The sequence below is a fragment of the Streptomyces sp. AJS327 genome (assembly GCF_013450295.1).
Taxonomy (GTDB): domain Bacteria; phylum Actinomycetota; class Actinomycetes; order Streptomycetales; family Streptomycetaceae; genus Streptomyces.
Window position 1 is genome coordinate 184082 of record NZ_SKBR01000004.1, and the last position, 26104, is coordinate 210185.

Sequence of the window (26104 nt, forward strand, 5' to 3'; positions counted from 1 at the left end):
CGACGGCCCCGGTGTCGGGGGCGGTTCGAGGGGCGGGGCGGCTGCCCGGGCGGGGAGCGGAGTCGGGAGAAGGGGAGTCCGCACGTGGAAGCGCCCGTTCCCCAGGGGGGAACGGGCGCTTCCGAATCACTGCGGTCCTGACGGGATTTGAACCCGCGGCCTCCACCTTGACAGGGTGGCGAGCACTCCAAACTGCTCCACAGGACCTCGCTGCGCGCTCGGCGCGAGACGAGACTCTACAGCAGGTCAGACGGTGAGAGCGAACTCACGCTGCGCGTCCGGCCGGTCACGCCCCGGCGGGAGCCGCCGCGTCGACCGCCTTCCTGATGCGCTTGTCGGAGATCGGATACGCGGTACCCAGGGCGTGCGCGAAGTAGCTGACCCGCAGCTCCTCCACCATCCAGCGGATGTCCCGCGCCGCCTTCGGCACCGGACGCCCCGGCGGGAACTGCTCCAGCAGCCACAGGTACTCGTCGCGCATCTCCAGGACCTTCGCCATCCGGGTGCGGTCGCGCTCGGCCTGGTGCGGCAGTTGCTGGAGCCTGCGGTCGGCGGCGACCAGGTAGCGCAGCAGGTCCGGCAGCCGCGCCACGCCGTGCGCGGTGACGAACCCCGGGCAGATCAGCTCGGACAGCTGCCGCCGCACGTCGGCCACCGACTCCGCCAGCACCGGGCTGCCGAGGGACCGCAGTCGGTCCTCGCAGGAGTGCCAGGCCGCCATCACCTCCCGCACCCGGTGGACCGTCTTCACGGTGGCGTCCACCAGATCGGCCCGGACCGCCTCGAAGAGCTTGCGGAACGCCTCCTCGTCCCACGCCGGGCCGCCGTGCGCGGCGATCAGCCGGTCGGCGGAGGCCGCGACACAGTCCTCGAACAGCGCCTGCACGCTGCCGTGCGGCGACCGGGAGAGCGCCAGCTTCTCCACGTTGCTCAGCTTCGACTGCGCGAACTTCGCGGGATCCGACGGGAGGTTCAGCAGGATCAGCCGCCGGGTGCCCGGCCACATCGCCCGCCGCTGCTCCTCCTCGGTGTCGAAGAGCCGCACGGCGACCGAGGTGCCCTCGTCCACCAGCGCCGGATACGCGCGGACCGGCTGTCCCCCGGCCGAACGGGACTCGAAGGCGCGCGGCAGCGAGCCGAGCGTCCAGGAGGTGAGCCCGGTCCGCTGGGTGGGGGAGGCGGCCGTCGCCTCCTCGGGCGCGCCCGGACGGGGCTGTGCGCCCTTCTCCGCGGCGCGCGCGGCCGCCCGCGCCCGGGACCGCTCCGCCGAGTCGAACGCCTGCGAAATCGCCTGCTGCGTATGGGACTTGAGCCGGAGCTGTAGCTCCTCGACGTCCTTGCCCTCGACGTCCCGCGCGGCGCGCGGCCCCTGGGCGGTCTGTGAACTCCCGGCGCCGCGACCGCCGTTGGCGTCCTGCTTGCCGCCTCCCCGGGGCGGACGCCGCTCGTCCGTCACCCGGAAGGTCACCTTGAGGTGGTCCGGCACCTTCGCGAGGTCGAAGTCCGACGCGGCCACCGGCACGCCCACCATCCGGCGCAACTCCCGTGCGAGGACGGTGGTCAGCGGCTCGTCCGACGGGACCTCACCGCCCTCGGAGACCACTCTCAGGAATCGCTGGGCGACGTCGGGGGCCGGCACGTAGTGCCGCCGGACCGGCTTGGGAAGCGACCTGATCAACTCCGTCACCAGGTCCGCGCGCAGCCCCGGAATCTGCCAGTCGAAGCCCCGCGCCGAGACCTGGTTCAGCACCTGGAGCGGGACGTGCACCGTGACGCCGTCCGCGTCCGTACCCGGCTCGAACTGGTAGGTCACCCGCAGCGTCAGGCCGTTCTGCCGCCAGACGTCCGGGTAGTCCTCCTTGCTGACCTCTCCCGCCCGCTCGTTGACCAGCATCTCCGGGGAGAAGGTGAGCAACTCCGGTTCGGTGCGCCGCTGGTTCTTCCACCAGGCGTCGAAGTGCGCGCCGGAGACGATGTGTTCGGGGATGCGCTGGTCGTAGAAGTCGTAGAGCGCCTCGTCGTCGACCATGATGTCGCGGCGGCGGGCGCGGTGTTCGAGGTCCTCGACCTCGTCGAGCAACTTCCGGTTGTCGCTGAAGAAGGCGTGGTGCGTGCGCCAGTCACCCTCCACCAGCGCGTGCCGGATGAACAGGTCCCGGCTGGTCTCCGCGTCGATCCGGCCGTAGTTGACCTTGCGCTGGGCCACGATCGGCACGCCGTACAGCGTCACCCGCTCGTACGCCATCACCGCGGCCTGCTTCTGCTCCCAGTGCGGCTCGCTGTAGACCCGCTTCACCAGGTGCCGCGCCAGCCGCTCGACCCACTCCGGCTCGACCCGCGCGTTCACCCGCGCCCACAGCCGCGAGGTCTCCACCAGCTCGGCCGACATCACCCAGCGCGGGGGGCGCCTGAACAACGCCGAACCGGGGAAGATGGCGAACTTCGAGCCGCGCGCCCCCAGATACTCGTTCTTCTCGCCGTCCTTCAGCCCCACATGGGACAACAGGCCGGACAGCAGGGCCTGGTGGATCGCGTCCGGAGTCGCCTCCTGCTCACTCGGCCGGATCCCCATCGTCCGTGCCACCTGGCGCAGTTGGGCGAAAATGTCCTGCCACTCACGTATCCGCAGATAGTTCAGGAACTCCGAGCGGCACATCCGGCGGAACGCGGAGGAGGACAACTCCCGTTGCTGCTCCCGGACATAGCGCCACAGGTTGAGGAACGAGAGGAAGTCGCCGCTCTCGTCCGCGAAGCGGGCGTGGTGCTCGTCCGCCTGCTGCTGCTTGTCGGCTGGACGCTCTCGCGGGTCCTGGATGGACAGCGCCGCGACGATGACCATCACCTCGCGCGCGCAGCCGAGTTCGTCCGCCTCCAGCACCATCCGGGCCAGCCGGGGGTCGACCGGGAGCTGCGCCAGCCGTCGGCCCGACTTCGTCAGCCGCTGCCCACCCTTGACGCCCTTGCGCGGCGCCTCCAACGCATGCAGTTCCTCCAGCAGTTGGACGCCCGCCTTGACGCTGCGCGGGTCCGGCGGATCGATGAACGGGAACCGTTCGACCTCCCCCAGCCCCGCCGCCGTCATCTGGAGGATGACCGACGCCAGGTTGGTGCGCAGGATCTCCGGATCGGTGAACTCCGGGCGGGACAGGAAGTCGTCCTCGGAGTACAGCCGGACGCAGACACCGTCCGAGGTGCGCCCGCACCGGCCCTTCCGCTGGTTGGCGCTGGCCTGGCTGATCGCCTCGATCGGCAGCCGCTGCACCTTCGTCCGGTGGCTGTACCGGGAGATCCGCGCGGTGCCGGGGTCGATGACGTACTTGATGCCGGGCACGGTGAGCGAGGTCTCGGCGACGTTGGTCGCCAGGACGACACGGCGCCCGCTGTGCCGCTGGAACACCCGGTGCTGCTCGGAGTGCGAGAGCCGGGCGTAGAGCGGGAGGATCTCCGTCTCCTGCGCCAACGCCCCCCCGGCGCGGGACAGTTGTTTCTGAAGCGCGTCCTCGGTGTCCCGGATCTCCCGCTCACCGGAGAGGAAGACGAGGATGTCCCCCGGCCCCTCCGCGCGCAGCTCCTCCACCGCCTCGCAGATCGCCGTCGTCTGATCCCGGTCGCGTTCGCCCTTCCGCGACCCGGAACCCTCCGGGCCTTCCGGCTCCTCCGTGACCTCCACCAGCGGCCGGTAGCGCACCTCCACCGGATACGTCCGCCCGCTCACCTCGATGATCGGCGCGAACGGCGAGGCGCCCTCCGCCTCGCGCGCCCCCGGCTCCGCTCCGTCCCGCTGCTCCGGGACCGCCCCCGGGCCCGAGAACCCCGCGGACCCCGGCGCCGCCTCCCGGCCCGGCCCGTCCGCCGTCTCCGGCCCGGCCGTCCCCGGCCCTGGGGCCTCGCGTCCGTCCGCCGTCTCCGGCCCGGCGTCGTCCGGCCGCCGTCCGCCGCGGCCGCGCCGCCCACCCCGGCCCGCGTGCCGGGGCCCCTCGGCCCCGCGCACCGCGGCGGTCGCGACATGCGCCCCGAAGTGCCGGGAGAAGCGCTCCGGATCGATGGTCGCGGAGGTGATGACGATCTTGAGGTCCGGGCGTCTGGGCAGCAGCTGCGCCAGATACCCCAGCAGGAAGTCGATGTTGAGGCTGCGCTCGTGCGCCTCGTCGATGATGAGGGTGTCGTACTGCCGCAGCTCGCGGTCCTGCTGGACCTCGGCGAGCAGGATGCCGTCCGTCATCAGCTTGACCATGGTGTGGTCCTTCACCTGGTCGGTGAAGCGGACCTTCCAGCCCACGGTCTCGCCCAGGGCGCTGCCCAGCTCCTCGGCCACCCGCTCGGCCACCGTGCGCGCCGCGATACGGCGCGGCTGCGTGTGACCGATCACGCCCCGGATCCCGCGCCCCAGCTCCAGGCAGATCTTCGGGATCTGCGTGGTCTTCCCGGAACCCGTCTCGCCCGCGACGATCACCACCTGGTGATCGCGGATCGCCCGGAGGATCTCGTCCTTCTTCTGGCTGACCGGCAGCTGTTCCGGATAGGTGATGGTGGGCAGCGCCACCTGGCGGCTCTCCACCCGCAGCTCGGACTCGTCCATCGCCGCCGAGATCTCGGCGAGCACGGCGGCTCGGGCTTCGGGCTCGCGGATCTTGCGTGCGCCGTCGAGTCGCCGGCCCAACTGGTGCTCGTCCCGGAGCATCAGTCGCGGCAGGCGCTCCTGGAGGGCGCGGACGGTCGACATGGAAGCAGACATACCCATCCAGGATCGCACCTCGGGGAACGGACTGGCGAACCAATTGACCGGCGGGACCCCGGCCCCGCCCTCCTCCAGTCCCAGCGCAACCCCCGTTTCCCACCGCCCGGCCCGCCCTGGCGCCCGCCCCGGCCCTCCTCCCTGACCCGTCGCCCGGTCCGCTCCCCAGCCGTCCACCAACCTCCCTCAGCGCCCTTCCTCAACGCCCTCCCGCGACCGCCGCTCCCCGGCCCTCCCGCGATCGCCGCTCCCGTCGTCCGGCCGTGTTCGGCTGCCCGGAGGCGGGGAGGCGGCGCCATGGGGACTTGCGGTGGCCACCGTCCTCGGCGGAGGCTGATGCCGTGCCGGGGTGCCCCTGGTCGGTACGTCACGACCGCGGTCAGCGAGACTGGTGGACGGGGAGACCGGTGCGACCGCGCACGACCGACGACGACCGAACCTGACAGCCGCGACGGCACGCCAGGGACGACGGACCCGACGAGCACGACGGGTGCGACAGGTACGACGGGTGCGACGAGCACGGCCGCACCACGAACACGGCGGTACGAGAGAACGACGGAGAGGCGCTGGCTGATGACCAGGTGGAGTACGAGGTGGCGGCGCCAGGTCGCCGGTCTCACCGTGCTCGCCGCCGTCGCCGCCTTCCTCGTCGGACTGTGCGGTACCCTGCTCAGCGGCGGCGCCGAGCGCTCGCAGGGCGCCACCGCCGCCGTGGTCAGCCCCGGTTCCGCACCCGTCGCGGGACTCCAGGGCGCGTCGGCGGACACCTCCCCGGACGGGTGGGCGGCGGCACGGCCGACGCTCGCCGCGCCGCCGGACTCCGGCACGACGGGCTCCGAGTACGAGACGGGCTCCGAGCAGACGGGGCCTGATCCGGCGGCCCCAGCGACGACGGGGCCTGATCCGGCGGGCCCCGCTACGACGGACCCTGATCCGGCGGGGTCTGAAGCGACGCCCGCCGAGCTGTCCGGTGTGTCCGAGCCGTCCGAGCCGTCTGAGCCCGCCGGGGCCATGACACGTCCGGCGACGGACGGCGACGACCGTCTCGTACGCGGTGACGCCCGCGACGAGGGAGGAGCCGCGCCCGGCTGCCGCGCCCCCGGCGGGGAGGACGACGGCTCACTGCCCAGCGTCCGTGGCGGCGGGCCCGCGCCCGGCCAGCTCGCGGAAGCGGGCGTGCCCGCCTGCGCCCACGCGGTGTGGGACGCCCCGAACCGCGGGCCCACCGCCAGCCGCACCAGCGCCATAGCGCCGCCCACGCCGGTCGGCCTCTCGGTCATGCGCGTGTAGAAAGGCGCCGCCGCCGCGCCCCCGGCCCCGGGCTACCCCGCACCTCGCGCGTACGCCCGCGCCCCCGCGAGCGGCCGTCCCGTCAGTGGACGCCCCCGCGAGCGGCCGTCCCGTGTGTGTCAACCCACGTGTGCCGCCAACCCCTGTGTGCGGTCAGCATCCGCCCGTACTCGACGGCCCCCGTGCACGGACGCGGTTTCGCGGCGTGTGGGACTCGTGGACGGCGTTCACGGTCGGTGGTTCAGGGCCTTCGGCCACGGGCGGCGCTCCCGGGCGGCGTGCACGGACGGCGGTGCTGGGCGTACGCGGACCGACGGTGGTCCGGGACCCGTTCGCGGAGTCCCTCAGCTCGCGGATCCCACCGGCCTCCGTGTGGAGCGCCCACCCCGGGCGGATCTCGTTCACAGGGCGGTGCCGCAGGGGTCCGTTCCGGCGGTGCCGCAGGGGTCCGTTCCGGTGGTGCCGCTGCGCGGGGCGTGCGTACCGGGCGCGCTGCCCCAGGCCCCGCTCGCCGCCCCGGACCGGACACCACACGTACGGCGGGCACCGGCAAGCCCAGCACGCCCAGCGCGTAGTGCCCGCGGGTTCCCGGGGGCCGCGCGGGGGCGCGCGGGGGCGCGGGGTCCATGGGGTCAGCCGAGGGCGCGGAGCGAGGGCGGAACAGCCGTGGCGCGTTCGCGGAGCACGCGTGGCGCGGCCGTAGAGCAGCCGAGCAGTCGTAGAGCACGCGAGCAGTCGTAGAGCACGCAGGTCAGACAGGGTGAAGGGAAGTGGTCCCGATGGTTCGGACGTTCCAGGAACCAGGCACACGCGAGGGGCGGTCGTCGCCTCCGGCTCGCCCCGGTCCGCTGGGCCGCGCCGCGCGCGCGACCGGGCACGCCGGGCGCGCGCTACGGGACTGGCCGCCCGGGCGCTGGGCGGGCGCCGCCCTGGCCGCCGTGGGCTGCGCCGTACTGGTCGGAGTGCCCACCGCCGTCATCCCCAGCTCGCTCTTCGGGCGCGAGGTGCCGACCCAGTGGTGGAACTATCCGGTGCTGGCCGGGACGGCCGTACTCGGCGGGCTGTTGTTCGCGAGCTACCTGCGCCGTCCCGACACGGACGGCGGGGCCGAGGCGGAGGGCGCGACCGCGCCCGACGGTGCCGCCCCCTCGGCGGCTGACGGCACGCGGGGCGTCCGGGGCGCCCGGGACGTCCGGGATGCTGAACGGGCTGAACGGGCTGAGGGCGCTCGGAGCGCTGTGGGTCCCGGGGAGGCCGTGGGTCCCGGGGACCCTGCCGGGCGGTGGGGGACGATCGGGGGACTGCTCACCTTCTTCGCCGTCGGCTGCCCGGTCTGCAACAAGCTGGTCCTTTTGCTGCTGGGCACCTCCGGGGCGCTCAACGTCTGGGCGCCGGTGCAGCCGTTGCTGGCCGTGGTCGCGCTCGTGCTGCTGGCGGTGGCCACGGTGGCCCGGCTCTCCGGGGAGTACGCCTGTCCCGCCACCCCGGACGTCCCGCTTCCGCCCCCCGCTCCCACCGCCGTCTCCGCGACGGCCACGACGGCCACGACGGCCGCGTCAGCCGCGTCCACCAGCCGGGACGCCAGCCCGGGTGCCGCTCCGGACGCCGCCCCGAAGGCCACGCCGGGGGCCGCCCCGGACGCCGAATCGCCCCCGGGGACGGGCACTTCGGGGGGTACGGGTCCGGCGTCGCCGCCTCCCGAGGCCGACGGCTCCGGCTGACCGCCGTTCCCCGACGCCGAGGTCGCCCCGGCTGACCGCCGCGCCGCCAGGCACCCGTCCCCCACGCGTCCACGCCCGTCCACACCGCTTGTTCCACTCGCCACCGCCGTTCACCAGGAGGTCCCATGCCGTCCCCGACGCCCAAGCCCATGCCCAAGCCGACCCCTCAGTCCAGGCCCACCTCCCGATCCGGATCCGGAGCCCGGTCCGGCTCCAGCTCCCGATCCGGTTCCGGATCCGCGCCCAAGAACCGGAAGGCGGTGCTCATCGGCGCCGTGGTCGCGGTCGTGGCGCTGCTCGTGGGCTGGCTCTCGCAGTACGTCGTCGACGACTCCGGCGGCTCCACCCCCGAGAACGCGACCATCAAGGCGAGCGAGGACGAGGGCGGGGGCGACCCGGCGCTCCGGTCGCTCGAACGGCGCGCGGCCGACGACCCGTTCGCGCGGGGCGACAAGAACGCGCCCGTGGTGATGATCGAGTACGCCGACTTCGGCTGTTCCTTCTGCGGCAAGTTCGCGCGTGACACCAAGCCCAAGCTGGTGAAGGAGTACGTCGACAAGGGCGTGCTGCGGGTCGAGTGGCGCAACTTCACCGTCTTCGGCAAGGGCTCGGAACGCGCCGCGCTCGCGAGCTGGGCGGCCGGGCGGCAGGGCCGCTTCTGGCAGTTCTACGACGCGGTCTACGCCAAGGAGAGTTCGGCCAAGAGCGACTTCGACGACGCGGAGCTGCGCGGATTCGCCAAGGACGCGGGCGTCGACGACCTGGCGCGGTTCGACCGGGACCGGGCCAGCCGCGCGGCGAAGAAGGCGGTGGGCAGGGACCAGGAGGAGGCGTACGGCCTGGGCGCCAACAGCACGCCGGTGTTCCTCGTCAACGGTGAGCCGATCGCCGGTGCCCAGCCGGACGAGGTCTTCACCGACGCGGTGGATCGCGCCGCGAAGTCCGCCGAGAAGGCCGACAAGGCGAACAAGGCGAATGGCGTCAACGGGGGTGACGGGGACAACGGGCACAACGAGGCCACCGGGTCCCACGCGGCCGGTGGGCCCGACGGCTCGGAGGGGGCGGCGCGGGTGTCCGTGCGTGGTGAGGAGGAGATCGCTCGAACGGGTCGTACCGCGCCGCCCGTCCGGACTCGGACCGGATTCTCCGGCCGGACCGGATCGGGTGAACCCGTGAGCCCGGAGATGGGGCCGCTCGCGCTCCCGGCGGGGGCCGGAGCATGACGGACGTCGGGTACCTCGCGGCCTTCCTCGGCGGTCTGCTGGCGCTGCTCAGCCCGTGCAGCGCGCTGCTGCTCCCGGCCTTCTTCGCGTACTCGCTGGACTCCGCCGGGCGGCTGCTCGCCCGCACCGGGGTCTTCTACCTGGGCCTGGCCAGCACCCTCGTACCGCTGGGCGCTGCCGGCTCGTACGCGGGACGCCTCTTCTACGGCCACCGCGACCTGCTCGTCTCCGTAGGCGGGTGGCTGATCATCGCGCTGGGGGTGATCCAACTCCTGGGGAGGGGCTTCGCGTTCGGCGGCCGACTGCGCGAGATCTCCGGCCGGATCCGGCCCACCACGGCCCTCTCCGTCTACGCGCTCGGCGCCGTCTACGGCCTCGCGGGCTTCTGCGCCGGGCCGATCCTCGGCAGCGTCCTGACGGTGGCGGCGGTCGGCGGCAACCCGGTGTACGGCGGCATGCTGCTGGCGGTGTACGCGCTGGGCATGGCCGTCCCACTGTTCCTCCTCGCCCTCGTCTGGGACCGCTACGACCTGGGCGGACGCCGGTGGCTTCGCGGGCGCGAGGTGGGCCTGGGCCGCTTCCGCGCGCACTCCACCACCCTGTTCTCCGGCTGCTTCTTCATCCTGCTCGGCACGGTCTTCCTCGTGTTCGACGGGACCTCCGCGCTGCCCGGGCTGCTGGACACCGACACCGCCTTCACCGCGGAGAGCTGGGCGGGACGGATCGGCAACGCCGTGCCGGACGGGGTGCTGCTCCTCGCCGTCCTCCTCGTCCCGCTCGCCGGGTGGGGCGGAGCGCGACTCCGGCGGAAGCGCGCGCGGGGGACGGACGCGGGGGACTCCGCGCCGCCGGACCCGGACTCTCCGTCAGCGGCCACGGACGGCGCCACCGAGGGGTCGGAGGCGACCGGAGAGGAGCGGGAACGGCCCCGGGAGATGGCTCAACTGACCGGTGAGGCACGGGAAGTGACCGGGGACGTCCCGGACCGGACCGAAGCCCCCTCGGAGCGGGCCGACGGAACGCCGTGACCGGGCCGACGCCGTATCCGGGCCGATGGGACTCCCTGACCGGACGGAGGGGGCTCCCGGACCGGCGGTGCTTCGGACTGGGCCGAACGGGACCGGACCCGGATCGGACTGGGACCGGTCCGGACCGGGTGGCGGACGCGAGAGGTCACCGGGCAGGAGGAGGGAACCGGGGAACGGGGTGAGGGCCGATCCTGAGCCGCCCCTGAGCGGGCAAAAACAGACAAAACTCATGGAAAGGTGCTTAGGCTGCTGTCATGAGCGAGCAGCAGCCGCCCGACCCCGCGCGCTCCGACCCGGGTAAGGACCGCTCGCCGGACCGGGAACCGGACGGCGTCCCGCCCATCCACGACGCGGAGCGGGACGCCTCGGTCGCCAGAACCGGAACCCCAGGCGGAACCGGGGGCGAGGCCGCCGGCGGAAAGGGGGGAGCAACCGGAGTAGGGGCTGAGGAGCGTGCCCGGGAGGGAGGCCCGGCCCGGCGGGCGGGCTGGCGGGAGTTCCGGCACTCACCGTTCCTGCCCGCCGTGGTTCTGATTCTGATCATCGGTGCCGCCGCCGGGCTGTTCGCCGGTTCCTACACGTACGCCATGGCCGACCCCACTCCGCACCACGTACCGACCGCGATCGTCGGCCGGGCACACAGCGAACAGGACCAGCGGGCCTTCGTCGACGAACTGGAGCGAGCCCTCGGCTCCACCCTCGACCTGCGCCGCTACCCGGACTGGGCGGGCGCGGAGGAGGCGGTCAACCGGCAGGAGGTGTTCGCCGTACTGCGGATCACCGGCGCGAAGCGGGTGGAGCTGTCCGTCTCCAGCGCCTCGGGTGCCTCCGTCGCGGAGCTGCTGGCCCGGGCCGGGCCCGAGGTGGGCGAGCGAGCCGGAGTGGAGGTGCGGGTACGGGACCTCAAGCCGCTGAACCGGGGAGACCCGCGCGGTCTGGCGATCTTCTACATCTCACTCGCCGCCGTGATCATCGGCTTCGTTGGCGCCATCCAACTCAGCGTGCACGCCCGTGCGTTGACCCCGGTGGAACGGATCGTCTGCACCGTCGCCTACGCGCTGCTGGGCGGTTTCGTGATCGCCGCGGTGGTCGACTGGCTCCTCGGTGCGCTCGACCTCCCCTTCGTCACCTCCTGGGGCATCCTCGCGCTCACCATGTTCGCCTCCGGGATGGTCTTCACCATGTTCAACACCCTCTTCGGGCGCTGGGCGATGGTGCCGACGTGGGGGCTGATGGTGCTCCTCGGTAACCCCTCCTCCGGAGGAGCCGTCTCCTGGCCGCTGCTGCCCTCGGTGCTGGGCGCCATCGGACGGTGGCTGCCGCCGGGCGCCTCCGTCAACGCGCAGCACACCGCCGTCTACTTTCCCGGCTACCAGCACGTTCAGCCGTACCTCGTGCTCGGTGCCTGGGCCCTCGTCTCCTGCGCCGTCTTCTGGACGTGGCGGCACCGTCACCCCGGCGGGCGCGAGGCCAGCCCCAGCCCCACGGCCCCCGAGCACGGCAGCTGAGCAGCGGAGTCCTCCCGGCCGCTGATGTCAGGCGTTGAGGTCACCTCATAACAAAGCCCCCTCCGAATCGCTTCGGAGGGGGCTTCTGCCCTGGTAGGGCGGCGGTGGCTGGGGCCGGGGTCGAACCGGCGACCTTCCGCTTTTCAGGCGGACGCTCGTACCAACTGAGCTACCCAGCCGCAGCGGTCCTGACGGGATTTGAACCCGCGGCCTCCACCTTGACAGGGTGGCGAGCACTCCAAACTGCTCCACAGGACCTTGCTCTTGTGCGGGACTAGTCTCGCACAGGGTGACGCGTGCTCCCAATCGGGTTTGTCGGCCACTGGGTGGTGGTGACTCCGTGCCGCTGAGCGGCTGTGACCCGCGTGGTGAGATCGCCGGATCAGCGTAGCAGACCCCGGCCCATGCCCCGTCAACGCTTGATCGGGGCACGTCCGAGCTTGATCACGGAGCCCGCACGACAACGGAGCCCGCGCGGGCACAGTGCGCGCGGCCGTCCGGGGTTCGCTCCCGGTGGGAGCCGCGTCGCCGCCACCCGCCGGCCAGCCCGGGAGCGGTCGGCGCCGCCATCGCGGTCGCTCGCCGCCCGTCGTGACCATCGCCCGCCGCGCCTCCGGTGTCCCCGGTGCCGTCTCCGCTGTCCGGGCGCCGCCCCATCGGGGTCCGGCACGGGCGGTCCCCGGCACCCGGCCCGGGTGGGCTCGGGTGGGGAGCCGGGGCGGGGTGCGCGGTGGGCCGGTTACGGGGTGGGCTGGGGCGGGAGGGTGATGGCGGTCAGCAGGAAGCCGTGGCCGAGCACCCAGTGGCCGGTGAGCGTGGTGGGTACCGGGTGCTGCTCGGGGCGGGGCCGCTCGGGGCGGGGGGTGCGCAGCAGCCGGGCGGTGAAGCGGCCGGTGACGTCGACGCCACCGGCGGGGTCCGTGGCGGTGTGCCGGGCGGTCTCGGTGAAGGTGATGTCGGCGTCCGCGAAGTCGAGTTCGGTGCCCATCAGCGGATACCAGGTCTTGTAGACGCTCTCCTTGGCGCTGAACAGCAGCCGTCCGCGCTGGACGACGTCCGCGGCGCGTTCGCCCGCCTGGATCCACGCGATCTCGCGGGGCAGCGCGATGCTCTCCCGAACCCCCTCGGGCAGCGGCAGGTTGGGTTCGGCGTCGATGCCCATGGCGCGTACCGCCTCGGCCGGTGCGACCGCCGCCGCCCGGTATCCGTCGCAGTGGGTCATGCTGCCCACGACGCCGGTGGGCCACAGCGGGACGTTGCGCTTGCCGGAGAGCAACGGGACGGGGGGCTGGCCGAGTTGGGCCAGCGCCTGCCGGGCGCAGGCCCGCACGGTGGTGTACTCGCGGCGGCGCTTCTCCCAGGCCGCGCTGATGGTCTCCAACTCCTCGGGGAACAGGACGCTCTCGTCGGCTTCCTCGAACGCGTCGGCCGCCGCGACGAGTTCGGGGAGCACCGCATGCACCATCGCGCCGGACCCGCTCCCGGGCGTCGAACTCCTCGCCCCGTGGGGCTTGTTCGCCGACTCCCCTGCGACGTGGGTCGGTTGGCCGACCGCAGTGGCCGGTCGGCCCGTCGGCCAGGGGGCGCCGCCGGTTGCGGTGGGGGCGCCGGTGGTGTCGCTCGTCATGCTGGTGTGCCTTCCTCGTGGGCCGCCTCGGGGTAGGGCAGGACGCGCCGCAGGCCCTTCGGGCCGCCCCAGCGTCGCCACTCCCGTGGGTAGCCGATCGACACCTCCTCGAAGCGGATGCCGTCGTACCAGGTGGTGCGGGGGATGTGCAGGTGTCCGTAGACCACGGCCGCGGTGTTGAACCGAGTGTGCCAGTCGGCGGTGCGGACCGTGCCGCACCACTGCGCGAACTCCGGGAAGTACAGGACGTCCGTGGGCTGGCGGACCAGGGGGAAGTGGTTGACGAGCACCAGGGGGATCGAGGGGTCGCAGGCGGCCAGCCGCTCCTCGGTCTCCTTCACGCGGGCGTGGCACCAGGCGTCGCGAGTGGCGTACGGGTCCGGGTGGAGCATGAACTCGTCGGAACACACGACCCCGGTCTCGTGCGCGTACGCCAGCGACTCCTCCTTGGAGGAGGTGCCGGGGGCGTGGAAGCTGTAGTCGTACAGCAGAAAGAGCGGCGCGATGACGGCGGGGCCGCCCGGGCCTTCCCAGAGCGGGTAGGGGTCTTCCGGCGTGACGATTCCGAGGTCGCGGCAGAGCTTGACGAGGTACTCATAGCGGGCCTGGCCACGCAGTTGGACCGGATCGTCCTTTACCGTCCACAACTCGTGGTTTCCGGGCGCCCAGATGACTTTCTCGAACCGTTCCGACAGGAGTCGGAGTGCCCAGGAGATGTCCTCGGTCATTTCCGCGACGTCACCCGCGACGATCAGCCAGTCGCCCTCCGTCTCCGGACGGAAGGTCTCCAGCACCGTGCGGTTGTCGGCCATCGCGACGTGGGTGTCGCTCACGGCCAGCAGCCGCGGCCCGTCCGCCTCCGCTTCCTTCCGGCCGGGGGAGGCGCCGGGGTGCTGGCTGGTGCCGGAATGACCGGGAGTGGTGAGAGGTGTGCCATCGGTATTCGTTCGCTCTACTCGCATCGTGTTCACGATGACTCAACGCCGCGCGGAAATCTCGATGTTCCTGATGTTTTCCGTAACGTCGCGGTATCGCTGACCGGGCCGTACCGGTATTCGGGACGGCGGTAAATCGGGAGGTGGACCGGAACCGGGCGCGTTCCGGCGCCACTTCGTTGTTCTCGGGCGTCGCGGACCGTCCCGGCCGACTGGTCCGCGCCCATCTCCCGGTCGCTCTCCGGTGGTTCCGGCGCCCGTCGCTCTCCGGTGGTTCCGCCGGGACGCCGGTGGTGGCGCGGACGGCCCAAGAGGCCTGCCGGGCCCAACAGGTGTGCCGGGCCCAACAGGTGTGCCAGGCCCGGGAGTTGGGGCGTCTGGAGTCGGGGAGCGGGTGGCTCGTGGCCGTGGCGAGGATCAGGCGGGGAGCGGCCGGTCGTCGACGACGTGCTTCATGACGAGGGTCGAGGTCAGCCGCTGCACCCCGGGCAGGCGGGCGAGTTCGTGGTCGTAGAGCTGCTGGAAGGCGGTCAGGTCGGTGGCGACGACGCGCAGCAGGTAGTCGGGTTCGCCGAACAGCCGCTGGGCCTGGAGCACGTTCGGGATCGCGGTGACGGCGCCCTCGAAGGCGGTGACGGTGTCGGGGTCCTCCCAGCGCAGCGTGGCGAAGACGAGGGCGGAGAAGTCCAGGCCGAGGGCGGCCGGGTCGACGACGGCGCGGTAGCCGCGGATCGCGCCCGCGCGCTCCAGGTCGCGCAGGCGGCGGTGGCAGGGCGAGACGCTCAGCTGGACGCGGGCCGCCAGCTCGGTGACGGTGAGGCGGCCGTCCTGCTGTAGCTCCGCAAGAATCTTCCGGTCAAGGCTGTCCATGGCGAAGATTCTCCCTCAGATCCCGCGATCACGGGGTAAACGGGGGAACACTTCCGGACTCCTTCTCCCTAGTCTTCCTCTCGTACGAGCACGTGAGAGGGAGCGGTTGATGGACACGTCCACACTGGTGGCCTTCCTGGTGGTGGACCTGCTGCTGGTGGTCACCCCGGGCGCCGACTGGGCCTACGCGATCGCCTCGGGGCTACGGGAGCGCTCCGTCGTCCCGGCGGTCGGCGGGCTGCTGGCCGGGCACGCGGTGTACGCGCTCCTGGCGGTAGCGGGACTGGCGGTGATCGTCGCCAGCTCCCCGGCCGCGCTGACCGCGCTGACCGCCGCCGGGGCCGGGTACCTGCTGTGGCTGGGCTGGGGCGTGCTGCGGCGGTCGGCCACCGTGACGGCCTCGGCCGGGGAGACCGTGGCCGTCTCCCGTGTGCGGGTCGCCCTCAGGGGGGCGGGGATCAGCGGCCTCAACCCCAAGGCGGTGCTGCTGTACTTCTCCCTGTTCCCGCAGTTCCTCCAGCCCACGGCCGACTGGCCGGTCGCTGTCCAGACCGGGCTGCTGAGCCTGATCCACCTGAGCGCCTGCGCCGTCGTCTACCTCGCGGTCGGTACCTCGGCCCGCGTCGTCCTGACGACCCGGCCCGCCGCGGCCCGGATCGTCACCCGCGTCTCCGGGGTCATGATGATCGTCGTTGGCGCCTTCCTCCTCGCCGAGGGCCTGGCCGACTGAGCCGACCGCGTCAAACGCGCCCCAACCCGCGCCTCGCGCACCGTGGCGTCCCCGCGGGCACCGTCGGGAGGACACGTAGTGACCCGGCCGGTGGGGACAGCGGGGTTACCCGGCGAGAAGCGCGAGGGCGTCGGCCGTGGGCGTTCCCGGAGGGGCGCTGTGAATCAGGATGCGCCGGCCGTCCCCGTCCGGCGCGTGCAGCATCTGGTACTCCAGATCGAGGTCGCCGAACTCCGGATGGGTGAGGTGCTTGACACCGCGGGTGCAGCGGCGCACCGGGTGTTCCGCCCACAGCGTCGCGAACTCCCCGCTGGTGACGCTCAGTTCCCCGACGAGCGCCCGAACCGCGGGATCGCCCGGATGGGCGGCGGCGTGGAAACGCAGGGAGGCGACCGCCAGGGCCGCCTCCCTCGCCCAGTCGCGGTAGAGGTCACGCGTGTGGGGATCGGTGAACAGCAGCCGATGGGTGTTCCAGGGCTCGTCGCGTGGCGGGAGGTGCGCGAAGAACAGCTCGTGCGCCACCGGCGTGTGGGAGAGCACGTCGTTGGTCTGCGAGAGCGTGAGCGCCGCCGTCGTCGGCATGAGATCGACGATCCGGTCGAAGGTGAGTGCCATTCCGTCCTCGGAGGCCGCCGACACCGCCGACGCCGTGCCGGGCGCGGTGGTACCGACGATACCGCGCAGGTAGACCGTCGCGTCGGCGTCCAGCCGGAGGGCGCGGGCGAGGGCGTCGATGACCGAGGCGGACGGGTTCGTCGCCTCGCCCTGTTCCAGGCGCGTGTAGTAGTTCGCCGACACCCCGGCGAGCCGCGCGAGTTCCTCGCGACGCAGACCCGGCACCCGGCGCACCCCGTAGGAGGAGATACCGGCTTCCTCCGGAGTGAGCCGGGCGCGGTGGGCACGCAGGAAGTCACCCAGCGGGTACTCCGCCTCGGGCGCCGGCTCACGTCCCGCTCCCCGGGAGCGCTGTGGGGTGCTCATGACGTCCATCGTCGCAAGCGCCTCGGGGACGTCCCTGGCCCAGCCTGCCCCTGCCGCTGGTAGGCGCCGGGGAGGGATGGCTGATCCCCTCCGCCCCCGTGACCGTGGAACCCCCGGCACGTCTCCCCTCGACGTGCCGGACGAGTCCAGTTCTCCACGGAAAGAGACGAGCGGGCGTCCCGATGACCGATCCCACAGGTCCCACAGGTCCCACCGACACGTGCGCCACCACGGCCGCCACCACCGCACCCGTGCTGGGCGCGGGCCGGGCCCGCCTCGCGCTGTTCGCGCTGAGTATCGGCGGCTTCGGGATCGGGCTGACCGAGTTCGTCATCGCCGGACTCCTCACCGAGGTCTCCACCGGCCTGGGTACCGGCCTCACCGCCACGGGGCACCTCGTCGGGGGCTACGCGCTCGCGGTGGTTCCCGGCGCGCTGATCGTCACCCCGCTCCTGACGAGGTGGTCCCCGAAGAACGCGCTCGTGCTGCTCCTCGCGTTCTTCGTCGTCGGCAACGCGCTCTCCGCGTGGGCACCGAACTACGGGATCATGCTCGCCGGGCGCGTCGTCGCGGCCCTCGCGCACGGCGGCTACTTCGGTATCGGCGCCGTCCTCGCCGCCTCCCTCGTAGCGGGGAACAGGCGGGCGACCGCCGTCGCCACGCTGTTCGCGGGGCTGACGATCGCCAACGTCCTCGGCGTACCGGCGGGCGCGTTCGTCGGGCAGCGGCTCGGCTGGCGGATGGTGTTCTGGGCCATCGCCCTCATCGGCGTCCTCGCCCTCGTCGGCCTCCTGCTTCTCGTCCCCCGGACCGGGCCCGAGCGGGACCAGCTGCCCCTCGCGCGGCAGTTCCGGGTCCTCGGCCGCCCGCAGGTGCTGACCTCACTGCTGACGACGGCGATGGTCTTCGGCGGCATGTTCGGCGTCCTTACCTACATCGAACCCGTGTTGCGCGAGGTCACCGGCTACTCCGCCGGGGCGGTCCCGTGGCTGCTGGTGCTCTTCGGGACGGGCCTGTTTCTCGGCAACATCCTCGGCGGGAGGGCCGCCGACCGGAACGCGGACGACACCGTGCTCGTCCTCGCAGTCCTGCTGCCGATCGTGATCCTCGTCCTCGGGGCCGTCTCTGGTGTGCCCGTGCTCATGGCGATCCTGCTGTTCCTGCTCGGCTTGGTCGGATTCGCCACCGTGCCCGGACTCCAGGCCCGCGTCCTGCGCCACGCGAAGGGGGCCGCGACGCTGGCGTCGGCGACGAACATCGCCGCGTTCAACCTCGGCAACACCATCGGCGTCAGCCTGGCGGGAGCCGCGATCGCCGCCGGGTTCGGGCTCGTCAGCCCGGCCGTCACCGGAGCCGGGCTGGCCGTCGTCGGACTGGGCCTCCTCGTCACCGCGCGGCTCACCCGCCCGGAACGCGACCACCTTGAACCGGCGCTCGGTCATCGCCGCGGCCCAGGTGTAGCCACCACCGGCGCACATGTCGAAGACGCCGATGCGGTCCTCGTCCACGTAGTCGAGGGTGACGAGGTAGTCGGCGGCGCAGCGGAAGTCCTCCAGCCGCCAGAGTAAGAATCCCTACCCCCTGACCACTGCTCTCCGCTGATGATCGCGGCCTTACCCTGGTGCCATGGGCAGGGGCGCGAACCACAACGGGCTGAGGCAGTTTCTCAAGGCCCGGCGAGCCGAACTGATCCCCGAGAACATGGGGTTCCCGATGGCGGGCGGCCCCGACGCGTCCCCTGCCTGCACCGCGAGGAAGTGGCCCAGCTCGCCTCGATCAGCGCCCAGTACTCCACCCGGCTGGAGCAGGGCCGCCTCCAGGCGTCCACTCCCGTGCTGACCGCCCTGGCCGAGGTGCTGCGCCCCGACCACGGGATGTCCAGTCTCGAAATCCGAGCACAGCGTGCCCAGCTGGGCAGCGGTCCTGATCTCCTTCACCTTCGCTTCCGGTGAGGCGCCGGTTTCCCGCCGTAGCCTCCTGAACAACCGGCCAGTGTGGTGAGGAGGACTGCGACGAGGGAACGGTCATGCGTCCCGCCGTCAGCAAGAGATCTCCCTTGCCCCTGTTGCCGCTCATGGTGAGTGTCCAAGGTGCGTGAGTGAACACCGGTGCTCACCACGTCAGTTCGTGGCCTGAGCGTAGCGAACGCCTCCCGCGCCTGAATCGGTTCTCGCACACCTGCTTCCGCCGATGTGCTCTCCGCTTCGAGCAGTTCAGGGGGCACGCCTTTGGACCCGGTCCCCCAGCAAGGAGAGGCTCGGGGATCCCCGAAACCACCCGCTCGTCGAATCCGCCGACGCCCGGACGCCGTACTCGTCCTCAGCCAGGGCACGTTGGGAATCAACGTGTCCGGAGTGGGTAGTTGCCCCGCGACCACCATGTCGACGGAGAGGTATGCCGGTGGCTGTCCATGTTCTGCGGGCCGTGGTGGCGGTGCTTGTTGGCCTCACCCTGCTGACGTGGGCCTGGCTTCCCTTCGTACGGCGCCGGGTGCTGGCGGACTACGAGCGGGCCGCCGCGGCGCTTCCGCGGCGACCGGTGCCGGAACCTGGCGAACTGACCGTTGCGGAACTGGCGTTACTGGCCGGCGGGCCGACGCGCGTCACGCATGTCGTGCTCACCGAGCTGTATCTCACCGGCGCGCTCCAGCTCACCCGCACGTCCCGTATGCGCGCGTACGCGGTCGTGTTGCGCGACGAGAACCAGCCGCCGGACGCTGCCACCCCTGACCCGCTGTCCCACGCGCTGCGGGCGGTGATCCGGAAGAAGCAACCTGCTCCTCTCAAACCGCTCTTCGTATGGGGCGTGTTCACTGACGTCACCGAACCACTGTGGCGGAGCCTGGAAGAGCGGGGGCTGCGGCCCCGGGACCGGCACCTGTACGGGGCCCAGAGCCGGTACGCGCTTGCCCGTCTGTCGCTGGTTCTGACGATGTCGTTGGGGGCGGCCGTGGTGCTGTATGGGACCTTCGCCGGTATGACCCTGGCCCGCGAGGTCTCCGCTGGTCTGCCATACCTCGCCGTGGGTGTCGCGATGGTCGCGGGATCCGGACTGTTTGCGCTGTGGTGGGGCCGGACCGTGGGGAGGACCTCTCCGCGCACCGCGAACGGTGACGCGCTCCTCCGCCAGGCACAGGACATGTACTGCCGCAGGTTCGGCGAGCGGGAGGGCACCGGCCGGGAGGTGCTTCCCCGGGAGCTGGCCCTGCGTCGGTTGGCGGTCTCCGGCTCCCTGGGCACCCATCTCTCCGCCTCCGCGCACCGCGCTCTGGTTCACTCGCCCTCCCCGTCCAACTGGACGGAGACCGAGGACCCGGAACGGATCGAGCCCCCGCTGTTGTGGGACTTCCTCAGCCAACAGCGGGGCGCCGTCTCGGATTTGGGTCCGTTTGGCTCCCAGCGGACCTGGCGGCGCGTCGAGGTGCCGCAGGGACCGGAGTTCGAGACCCCCGTGCCGGACTACTTCGACAGCTTCTACTGGCAAGTTCCCGACCACTCCCACTGAAGCGTGCACCGAGCACGGCGGGGATGACGGCGAACCACGACAGAGCGCTATGGAGGAGCACGTGAAACACGGTGAGGGCTGGACCCTGACCATGGCGATAACGGCGGCCCTGACACTGGCCGGGTGTTCCGCGGAAGGAGACGCCTCGGCGGGCAGCACCCGGTCACCCGAGGCGGGACCGTCGCCGGTTGAGGTGAAGGACGGCCGCCTGTGCCCGTTCTTCGTCTCGGCCGAGAAGGAGAAACTGCGACTCTCCAACGATCTGGGTCCCAATTCCCGCGACGAAGCCGCTGCGGAGCGAATGAAGGAGAGGGAGAAGCGAGAGGGGGTGCTGGACAAGTGCGACTACACCGGCCCCCTGGCGGGCGGTGGCCCGCTGGAACAAGTCACTGTCCGGCTGAAGAAGGGGAGCGCGGCGGAGCTGGGCAAGAAGCTCAAGGGATACGAGCCCCGAAACGACGCGAAGCGGAGTGGGATCGCCTTCCAGGCGGAGACCGCGCTCAGCGGCACCGTGGTGTGCAGGCTGCTGGCCCCGGGGCGATCCAGCACCGACGGCGGCCCCGCCACCACGGTGGAGCTGACGGCGTACGTCCCGTTCCGATCCATCGGGAAATGGCAGCCGGGAGACAGCTGCGCTGCCATGAACAAGGCCGCACCGCTGATCGAGAAGAAGTTCCGGCCGCGCTGAAGGTAGCGACTCCGCCGCTCGTGGTAGGCGAATGCCCGCTTTCACATCTCCGTCGGTTCCACCAGGATGTCGGCACGGGCGTCGACGGCGTGGCCACGGACCCTAGTTCTCCTTGCGCATCCGCTTGAACCGCTCGGCCGCTGCGAGGTCGTCGAAGTTCTCGGACTCCTGCTTCCCGCCTCGGGTCCCGCCGGGCCGCCACAGCACGGTGTAGCTGACCGTGCCGTTGCTCTTCGCCCGCCGTCTGACGGAGGTCATGCGCCGCACCGTAGAGAGGATCGGTGTTGACACGGTGATGACGTCACAGACGCAGAGAGTCCCCCCCTGACGAGCGTTTCCGCAGGTCAGAGGGGTTGTAAGAGAGGTGCCCCCAACTGGATTCGAACCCGACATCGTTACCTTGCTGACCTGCGACGATGCGCGTGAGTCGAGCAATTACGGACCTTTGCGTCCCTCTGGGTCTCGCTCGATCCTCCTCGGTCCCGTCCTCGTGCTGACGTGTCAGCACGGAGTGGCGTTCATTGCGAATGCGAATATTCGGGCTCTGATGTGACCTGGGGCGGCCTTGGCTCCGGACTCTTCCGACGCGTGGCAGTCGTGCGGCTTGATAGGACGCCGCGGCGGGGTGGAGGGTGGCGGGATCACCGGCAGGTGATGGCCGCGATCGCGTTCAATTACCGCACCGGGAAGCTATGGATGGACCTGCCCGAGTACTTCGGCCGTGGGAAGGCGTCCACAACCGGCTGCGGAAGTGGGCGACCGCCGTCGCTGCCTCGGCGTCGACGGTTGGCCCGCTGGTCCTTCGGCTCCGGGATGGTGTGCTTGATCTGACGGCGCCGCAGGTAGCGACGGTTCCGGCGGGATCTGTATGCCTTGTCGCCGCCCAAGTGGTCGGGACGGGTGCGAGGGCGTCCGCCGCTGAGCCGCGGAACGCGGATGCGTCCTAGGACTGGGATGAGTTGTGGGGAATCGCTCCACTGGCCCGGCGTAATGAGGAACGCGAGGGGGCGGAGTCTTCCTTCGCTGACCAGATGGATCTTGCAGGTGAGCCCACCCCGGGAACGTTCCAGCGCCTCGTCGGGGCGGTGCTGAGCAGGCCGACCATGCCGGCCCGGAACGCGCGGTGCGGTCCTACGGGCGCCCGAGGCGTGCTGGTGGGCTCTGCGCGAGGTCGAGTCCACACCGACCATGCTCCAGTCGATCCGGCTCTCCACGTCGGCATCGACTTGGAGAGCCTCCAGAATCCGTTCCCATGTGCCGTCCGCCGACCAGCGGCGATGCCGGTCATACACCGTCTTCCACTTTCCGAACCGCGGCGGCAGATCTCGCCAGGGGACACCGGGCCGCTGACGGAAGAATGCCGTTGAGCACTCTGCGGTGACTCTTCCAAGGCCTGCCCCGCCCCACGTTCTTCGACAGGTGTGGTTCCAACCGAGCCCACCCTGCATCCGACAGATCGCCCCGTCTCACGCAGGCCAGAACGACATGACCACTGCCCAGTCACACAAGCCATCAGACACTGCCTAGTTCGGGCGGCGCGTAGGCGAGGAAGACGCTCTTGGACTTGCCCAGGTCCAAGGTGGCGTCGGCGCCCCGGTTACCGACCTCGACGCGACCTTCCCGCATGGCGGCCTTGATCTCTTCCGCATCCCAGACCTGATCCGGTACGAGCCCGGCGGCCTTGGCCATGGCGACGGCTTCCCGTACCTCCACTGGCAGATCGCGCAGCCGGCGCCCGCTTTCGGAATCCGTCTGCCGGTAGCGCCGCTTCATGTACGCCGAGCCGAACAGATCGGCGGGCTGCTGTCCTTCCGCGCGAGCACGGGTCTCGACGGCTCGCAGCAGCGCGCGGGCGTCGAGCAGCCGCGCCGGCGCCACGCCGCGCTCAGCAGCGGCCCGGCGGATCGCCCCGCACCAGAGGCGCGGCGGGCAGCTTGGCGGCAGGAGGGATGGCGAGCTTCGGCTCCACCAGGGTCCTGCCGGTGTGCGGGTCTTCGCCGCGTATGAGGCGCCGGGCCTGCGTGAACTGGCTGGGGCCGAGCACCGACCCGGGCGTGATGCCGAACTCGGTCAGGCCCTCACCGATCCACATCAGCGGGCGCTCGCTGGCGTCCAGGTGGTAGTCCATCTGATCGTCGGTCGCCGGGGCGGGCAGGACGTTCTCGCCGTACAGACCGCGGGCCTCGATGCCTGCCGCAGCAGACCTCGACGGCGTCGAAGCCGGTGAACCGCGCCTTCTTGTCGTTCCGGATCTGCGTACGGGCCCGGTAGAACGCCTTCTTCGCCTCGGTCGACCCAACAGAGCTGCGACGGTGGTGCCGGCCTCGTCCGCCTTCGCCTCGACGGCCGAGACGAGCGGGGGGCGTCGACCGCGACGGCCTTGCCGCAGTCGCGGCCCCCGGTTAGCCGGTACTCGACCTGTTCGTCGGACGGGCCAATCATGGTCACCCACCCATGGGCCCGCCCACCCCCTCCGGTCAGGATCGGTCAGATTAGGTCATCTCGGCTGATCGTATCGTCACGAAGTGACGATGCCTCGGTCCTCTCAATTCAAGATCACGTGGAATGGCGAGGTCTTCGAGCTGGCTCGGAGAGCGAGCGAGGGCCTGCGTTCTCGCTGTTACCGGGTAGCTCGCGCTGGGTGTCAGTGGTCCTCACCTCGTACGCCGCCGAGGTTTACGACCGCTCCGGCGCTTCGACGCCCAGTTCTCGACCCGGCCACCCCGGAACCGACTCCGGCGCCCTCGCCCACACCGGCCTGTGAGCCAAGCGAAGGAACTGACCAGTGTCCTCGAACAGAGCACCCCCGTTGCACAGCAGGGTCCAGCCCTGTTCGAAGCAGCGGGACACGACGCGGGCGGCATCCGTGTCCGGCGCCTCGGCCGGCGGACACGCGGGGATGTGGGAACACATGAGCGTCCTCGTACGACCTCCCCGTGGACGTCTGGACGAAGTCCTCCTGCGGCGGGGATAACGGGGGACCTGCGTCGAGACCCAGATCACCGACGATGCCCTCGTCGCGGAGGGCGACAGCAAGGACTGCTCGCTGGGCGCCCATACCTTCAAGCCCTCCCAGTGGCAGCACTTCGTCCAGGCCGTACGCGACGGCTAGCTCTGACGGAGTCGGCTGGGGCTGGGTGGAGCCCCTGCCGACGACAAGGCCCCTCCTCTGCACTTTGAGGTGGGGCGCCTCCATTTGTGTCCGCCGACTCCGCGTGTGAGCGCTGCGCTGAGCGGCGTACGGCACGGCTTCGTGTTGGCGATACGCCGGAGTGCTTCCGTCGGGGCCCACTGGTTCTGGCCAACGCTCTTACCATGCATCCTCTTCTTCCCTCGTACTCGCGCGGCCCGACCCACCCCGCACGCCCCACGCGCACCGCGCCGCCGGTGCTGGTGGCCGCACTGCTGTCCCTGCTCTGTCTCGCCGGCATGACGGTGCCCTCCGCATAGGCACGCACGACGCCCTCCCCACAGGCGCACACGGCGCCGTCCGCACGGGCGCAGCAGGAGCCCAGTGACACCGCGCTCTCCTGGGGCGTCAATGACGTCGGGCAGCTCGGCGACGGCACCAACACCGACCGCGACCTGCCCGGTGACGTGGCCCTGCCAGCGGGCGTCTCGCTCACCGACGTGGCCGGCGGCTGGAATCACTCGCTGGGGCTGACTTCCGACGGGCGGGTCCTCGCCTGGGGCTCCAACGCCGACGGGCAGTTGGGCGACGGCACCAACACCGACAGCAACACCCCGGTGGAGGTGGCGCTGCCCGACGGCGTCACGATCACCGCCATCGCCGCCGGCACTTACCACAGCCTCGCTCTAGCCTCGGACGGGCGGCTCTTCGCCTGGGGCGGCAACAGCTCCGGCCAGCTCGGCGACGGCACCATCACCAGCAGCAACACCCCGGTGGAGGTGAAGCTGCCCCAGGGCGTCACGATCACCGCCATCGCCGCCGACGGAGGCAGGCACAACCTGGCCCTCACCTCGGACGGACGCGTCCTCGCCTGGGGCGACAACGTCTTCGGCCAGCTCGGCGACGGCACCACCACCGACCGGACCACCCCTTTCGAGGTGCCCCTCCCCCAGGGAGCCGTCGTCACCGACATCGCCGCCACCTGGCACAGCCTGGCCCTCACCACGGACGGGCGGCTCTTCGCCTGGGGCTACAACAGCTTCGGCCAGCTCGGCGACGGCACCAGAACCAGCCGCAACAGCCCCGTGGAGTCGCAGCTCCCCGCGGGCGTCACCGTCACCGACCTCGCCACCGGTCTGGAACACAGCCTGGCCCTCACCTCGGACGGACGCGTTCTCGCCTGGGGCTCCAATGTCAACGGCCAGATCGGCGACGGCACCAGCTCCTACCGCACCACCCCCGTGGAGACACAGCTTCCCGCAGACGTCACGGTCACCAAGATCGACGGGGGCAACGCCCACTCGCTCGCGCTCACCTCCACAGGCGAGATCCTGGCCTGGGGCCTCAACATCGCCGGCCAGTTGGGCGACGGCACCACCACCACCCGCCGCACCCCGGTGAAGGCGATCCTTCCCGACGGCGTCCCCGCCACGTCCATCTCCGCCGGCGGATACTTCTCCCTCGCGCTGACGAAGGACGCGACGAGCACCACGGAGCTCACCGCGGCGCCGACCGAGGCCGCACACGGTGAACCGGTCACCCTGACCGCCACCGTCACCTGCTCAGGCGGCACACCGACCGGCAAGGTGACCTTCTACGACGGCGACACACAGATCGGCACCGCCGACCTCAACGCGACCGGCACCGCCACCCTGACCCTCGACACCCTCGACGTGGGCACGCACACGATCACCGCCCGCTACGCGGGCGACACCCAGTGCCCGCCCTCCACCTCACAAGCCGTCACAGTCACCATCAGCGCCACAAAACCCACAGGCACCATCAACATCGCCAAGACCGACCGCACCACCGGCAAACCCCTGGCCGGTGCCGTCTTCCAGCTCTGGCGCGAGACCAACGGAGTCACCGGACTACAGACCAGCGGCACCCGTCCCGACACCCGCGTCGGCACCGGCTGCGCCACCGACGGCCGGGGCGTCTGCTCGTTCACCAAACTCCCCCTGGGCACCTACTACCTCAAGGAGACCGGCGTCCCTGAGGGCTACCGCCTGCCGAAGAACCCCGTCAGCGGCCCCTACCGTATCGACGAGAACAACAAGCGCGTCACCGCACGCCTCGCCAACCCCCGCGGCGAACCCGGCAAGGGCAAGGGCAAGTAACCCACCCTCGGGTG

Annotated in this window: 20 protein-coding genes, 3 tRNA genes and 3 pseudogenes; 13 read left to right on the forward strand and 13 right to left on the reverse strand. The window is 71.5% G+C overall.

The genetic code is table 11. From position 1 onward, the window contains the following. Positions 1-132: 132 nt before the first annotated feature. Positions 133-207 (reverse strand) — tRNA-Asp (locus E0L36_RS22675). A gap of 79 nt (positions 208-286) precedes the next feature. Then, positions 287-4735, reverse strand: coding sequence for an ATP-dependent RNA helicase HrpA (hrpA, locus tag E0L36_RS22680; protein ID WP_374705577.1), 4449 nt, complete (start codon positions 4733-4735; stop codon positions 287-289). A gap of 573 nt (positions 4736-5308) precedes the next feature. Between hrpA and E0L36_RS22690 the strand changes: the two genes are divergently transcribed. From E0L36_RS22690 to E0L36_RS22710, 5 genes and pseudogenes are all read left to right on the forward strand, one after another. Continuing rightward, entirely contained in the window at positions 5309-6025 is a 717-nt protein-coding gene (locus tag E0L36_RS22690) for a hypothetical protein (RefSeq protein ID WP_180931157.1), read from the forward strand. Positions 6026-6873: 848 nt separating this feature from the next. After that, a pseudogene (locus E0L36_RS28580) lies at positions 6874-7503 on the forward strand (hypothetical protein); the annotation flags it as partial. Between the two features lie 368 nt (positions 7504-7871). After that, complete coding sequence (locus E0L36_RS28350) at positions 7872-8969, forward strand: DsbA family protein (protein ID WP_180931158.1); 1098 nt, start codon at positions 7872-7874, stop codon at positions 8967-8969. Beyond that, the gene (locus E0L36_RS22705; protein ID WP_180931159.1) at positions 8966-9997 is read left to right on the forward strand and encodes a cytochrome c biogenesis CcdA family protein; all 1032 of its coding nucleotides are present in this window, start codon (positions 8966-8968) and stop codon (positions 9995-9997) included. Before E0L36_RS28350 ends, E0L36_RS22705 begins: the two co-directional genes overlap by 4 nt. A 254-nt stretch (positions 9998-10251) precedes the next feature. After that, entirely contained in the window at positions 10252-11505 is a 1254-nt protein-coding gene (locus E0L36_RS22710) for an ABC transporter permease (protein WP_258016505.1), read from the forward strand. A gap of 105 nt (positions 11506-11610) precedes the next feature. Here the strand turns inward: E0L36_RS22710 and E0L36_RS22715 are convergent. The 5 genes from E0L36_RS22715 to E0L36_RS22735 form a co-directional block, all read right to left on the reverse strand. Further along, positions 11611-11684: transfer RNA gene (locus E0L36_RS22715), tRNA-Phe, on the reverse strand. Positions 11685-11688: 4 nt separating this feature from the next. Further along, a tRNA-Asp gene (locus tag E0L36_RS22720) sits at positions 11689-11763 on the reverse strand. A gap of 481 nt (positions 11764-12244) precedes the next feature. Beyond that, positions 12245-13132 (reverse strand): 4'-phosphopantetheinyl transferase, encoded by an 888-nt coding sequence (locus E0L36_RS22725; protein ID WP_258016506.1) that lies wholly within the window; start codon positions 13130-13132, stop codon positions 12245-12247. Then, positions 13129-14094 carry a metallophosphoesterase gene (locus E0L36_RS22730; RefSeq protein ID WP_180931160.1) on the reverse strand — a complete coding sequence of 322 codons (966 nt, stop codon included), beginning with the start codon at positions 14092-14094 and terminating at the stop codon, positions 13129-13131. The genes E0L36_RS22725 and E0L36_RS22730 overlap by 4 nt, the downstream gene beginning before the upstream one ends. A 390-nt stretch (positions 14095-14484) precedes the next feature. Further along, the gene (locus tag E0L36_RS22735) at positions 14485-14937 is read right to left on the reverse strand and encodes an Lrp/AsnC family transcriptional regulator (RefSeq protein WP_180931161.1); all 453 of its coding nucleotides are present in this window, start codon (positions 14935-14937) and stop codon (positions 14485-14487) included. 109 nt (positions 14938-15046) lie between these two features. Here E0L36_RS22735 and E0L36_RS22740 point away from each other — a divergent pair, with 109 nt between their 5' ends. Beyond that, positions 15047-15667 carry a LysE family translocator gene (locus E0L36_RS22740; protein WP_180931162.1) on the forward strand — a complete coding sequence of 207 codons (621 nt, stop codon included), beginning with the start codon at positions 15047-15049 and terminating at the stop codon, positions 15665-15667. Positions 15668-15772: 105 nt separating this feature from the next. Here E0L36_RS22740 and E0L36_RS22745 read toward each other — a convergent pair whose 3' ends face one another. Continuing rightward, positions 15773-16648: a helix-turn-helix domain-containing protein gene (locus E0L36_RS22745; protein WP_180931163.1), complete on the reverse strand. Its 876-nt coding sequence runs from the start codon at positions 16646-16648 to the stop codon at positions 15773-15775. Positions 16649-16830: 182 nt separating this feature from the next. On the opposite strand from E0L36_RS22745, the gene E0L36_RS22750 reads away from it, so the two are divergent. From E0L36_RS22750 to E0L36_RS22765, 4 genes are all read left to right on the forward strand, one after another. Continuing rightward, on the forward strand, positions 16831-18216 hold the full coding sequence (locus E0L36_RS22750; RefSeq protein WP_180931164.1) for an MFS transporter: 1386 nt from the start codon (positions 16831-16833) through the stop codon (positions 18214-18216). Between the two features lie 189 nt (positions 18217-18405). Continuing rightward, the gene (locus tag E0L36_RS28360; RefSeq protein WP_308416882.1) at positions 18406-18600 is read left to right on the forward strand and encodes a helix-turn-helix domain-containing protein; all 195 of its coding nucleotides are present in this window, start codon (positions 18406-18408) and stop codon (positions 18598-18600) included. Positions 18601-19048: 448 nt separating this feature from the next. Next, entirely contained in the window at positions 19049-20152 is a 1104-nt protein-coding gene (locus E0L36_RS22760) for a TIGR04222 domain-containing membrane protein (protein ID WP_180931165.1), read from the forward strand. A gap of 61 nt (positions 20153-20213) precedes the next feature. After that, positions 20214-20840, forward strand: a complete 627-nt coding sequence (locus tag E0L36_RS22765) for a hypothetical protein (RefSeq protein WP_180931166.1) — start codon at positions 20214-20216, stop codon at positions 20838-20840. Between the two features lie 102 nt (positions 20841-20942). Here E0L36_RS22765 and E0L36_RS22770 read toward each other — a convergent pair whose 3' ends face one another. The 5 genes and pseudogenes from E0L36_RS22770 to E0L36_RS27140 form a co-directional block, all read right to left on the reverse strand. After that, entirely contained in the window at positions 20943-21098 is a 156-nt protein-coding gene (locus E0L36_RS22770) for a hypothetical protein (RefSeq protein WP_180931167.1), read from the reverse strand. Positions 21099-21592: 494 nt separating this feature from the next. Beyond that, positions 21593-22310: pseudogene (locus E0L36_RS22775) on the reverse strand (IS5 family transposase); the annotation flags it as partial. Positions 22311-22352: 42 nt separating this feature from the next. After that, entirely contained in the window at positions 22353-22718 is a 366-nt protein-coding gene (locus E0L36_RS22780) for a hypothetical protein (protein WP_180931168.1), read from the reverse strand. A 7-nt stretch (positions 22719-22725) separates the two neighbouring features. Then, a complete protein-coding gene (locus E0L36_RS22785; RefSeq protein WP_180931169.1) occupies positions 22726-22968 on the reverse strand; it encodes a hypothetical protein in 243 nt (80 codons plus the stop codon). 548 nt (positions 22969-23516) lie between these two features. Then, positions 23517-23753, reverse strand: coding sequence for a DUF5999 family protein (locus tag E0L36_RS27140; RefSeq protein ID WP_219636994.1), 237 nt, complete (start codon positions 23751-23753; stop codon positions 23517-23519). Between the two features lie 85 nt (positions 23754-23838). Here E0L36_RS27140 and E0L36_RS27975 point away from each other — a divergent pair, with 85 nt between their 5' ends. From E0L36_RS27975 to E0L36_RS22795, 3 genes and pseudogenes are all read left to right on the forward strand, one after another. Beyond that, a complete protein-coding gene (locus E0L36_RS27975; protein ID WP_180931647.1) occupies positions 23839-23952 on the forward strand; it encodes a DUF397 domain-containing protein in 114 nt (37 codons plus the stop codon). 203 nt (positions 23953-24155) lie between these two features. Continuing rightward, positions 24156-24290, forward strand: a complete 135-nt coding sequence (locus tag E0L36_RS27980) for a hypothetical protein (RefSeq protein WP_258016509.1) — start codon at positions 24156-24158, stop codon at positions 24288-24290. A gap of 87 nt (positions 24291-24377) precedes the next feature. Continuing rightward, positions 24378-26090: pseudogene (locus tag E0L36_RS22795) on the forward strand (Ig-like domain repeat protein); the annotation flags it as partial. Positions 26091-26104 lie beyond the last annotated feature (14 nt).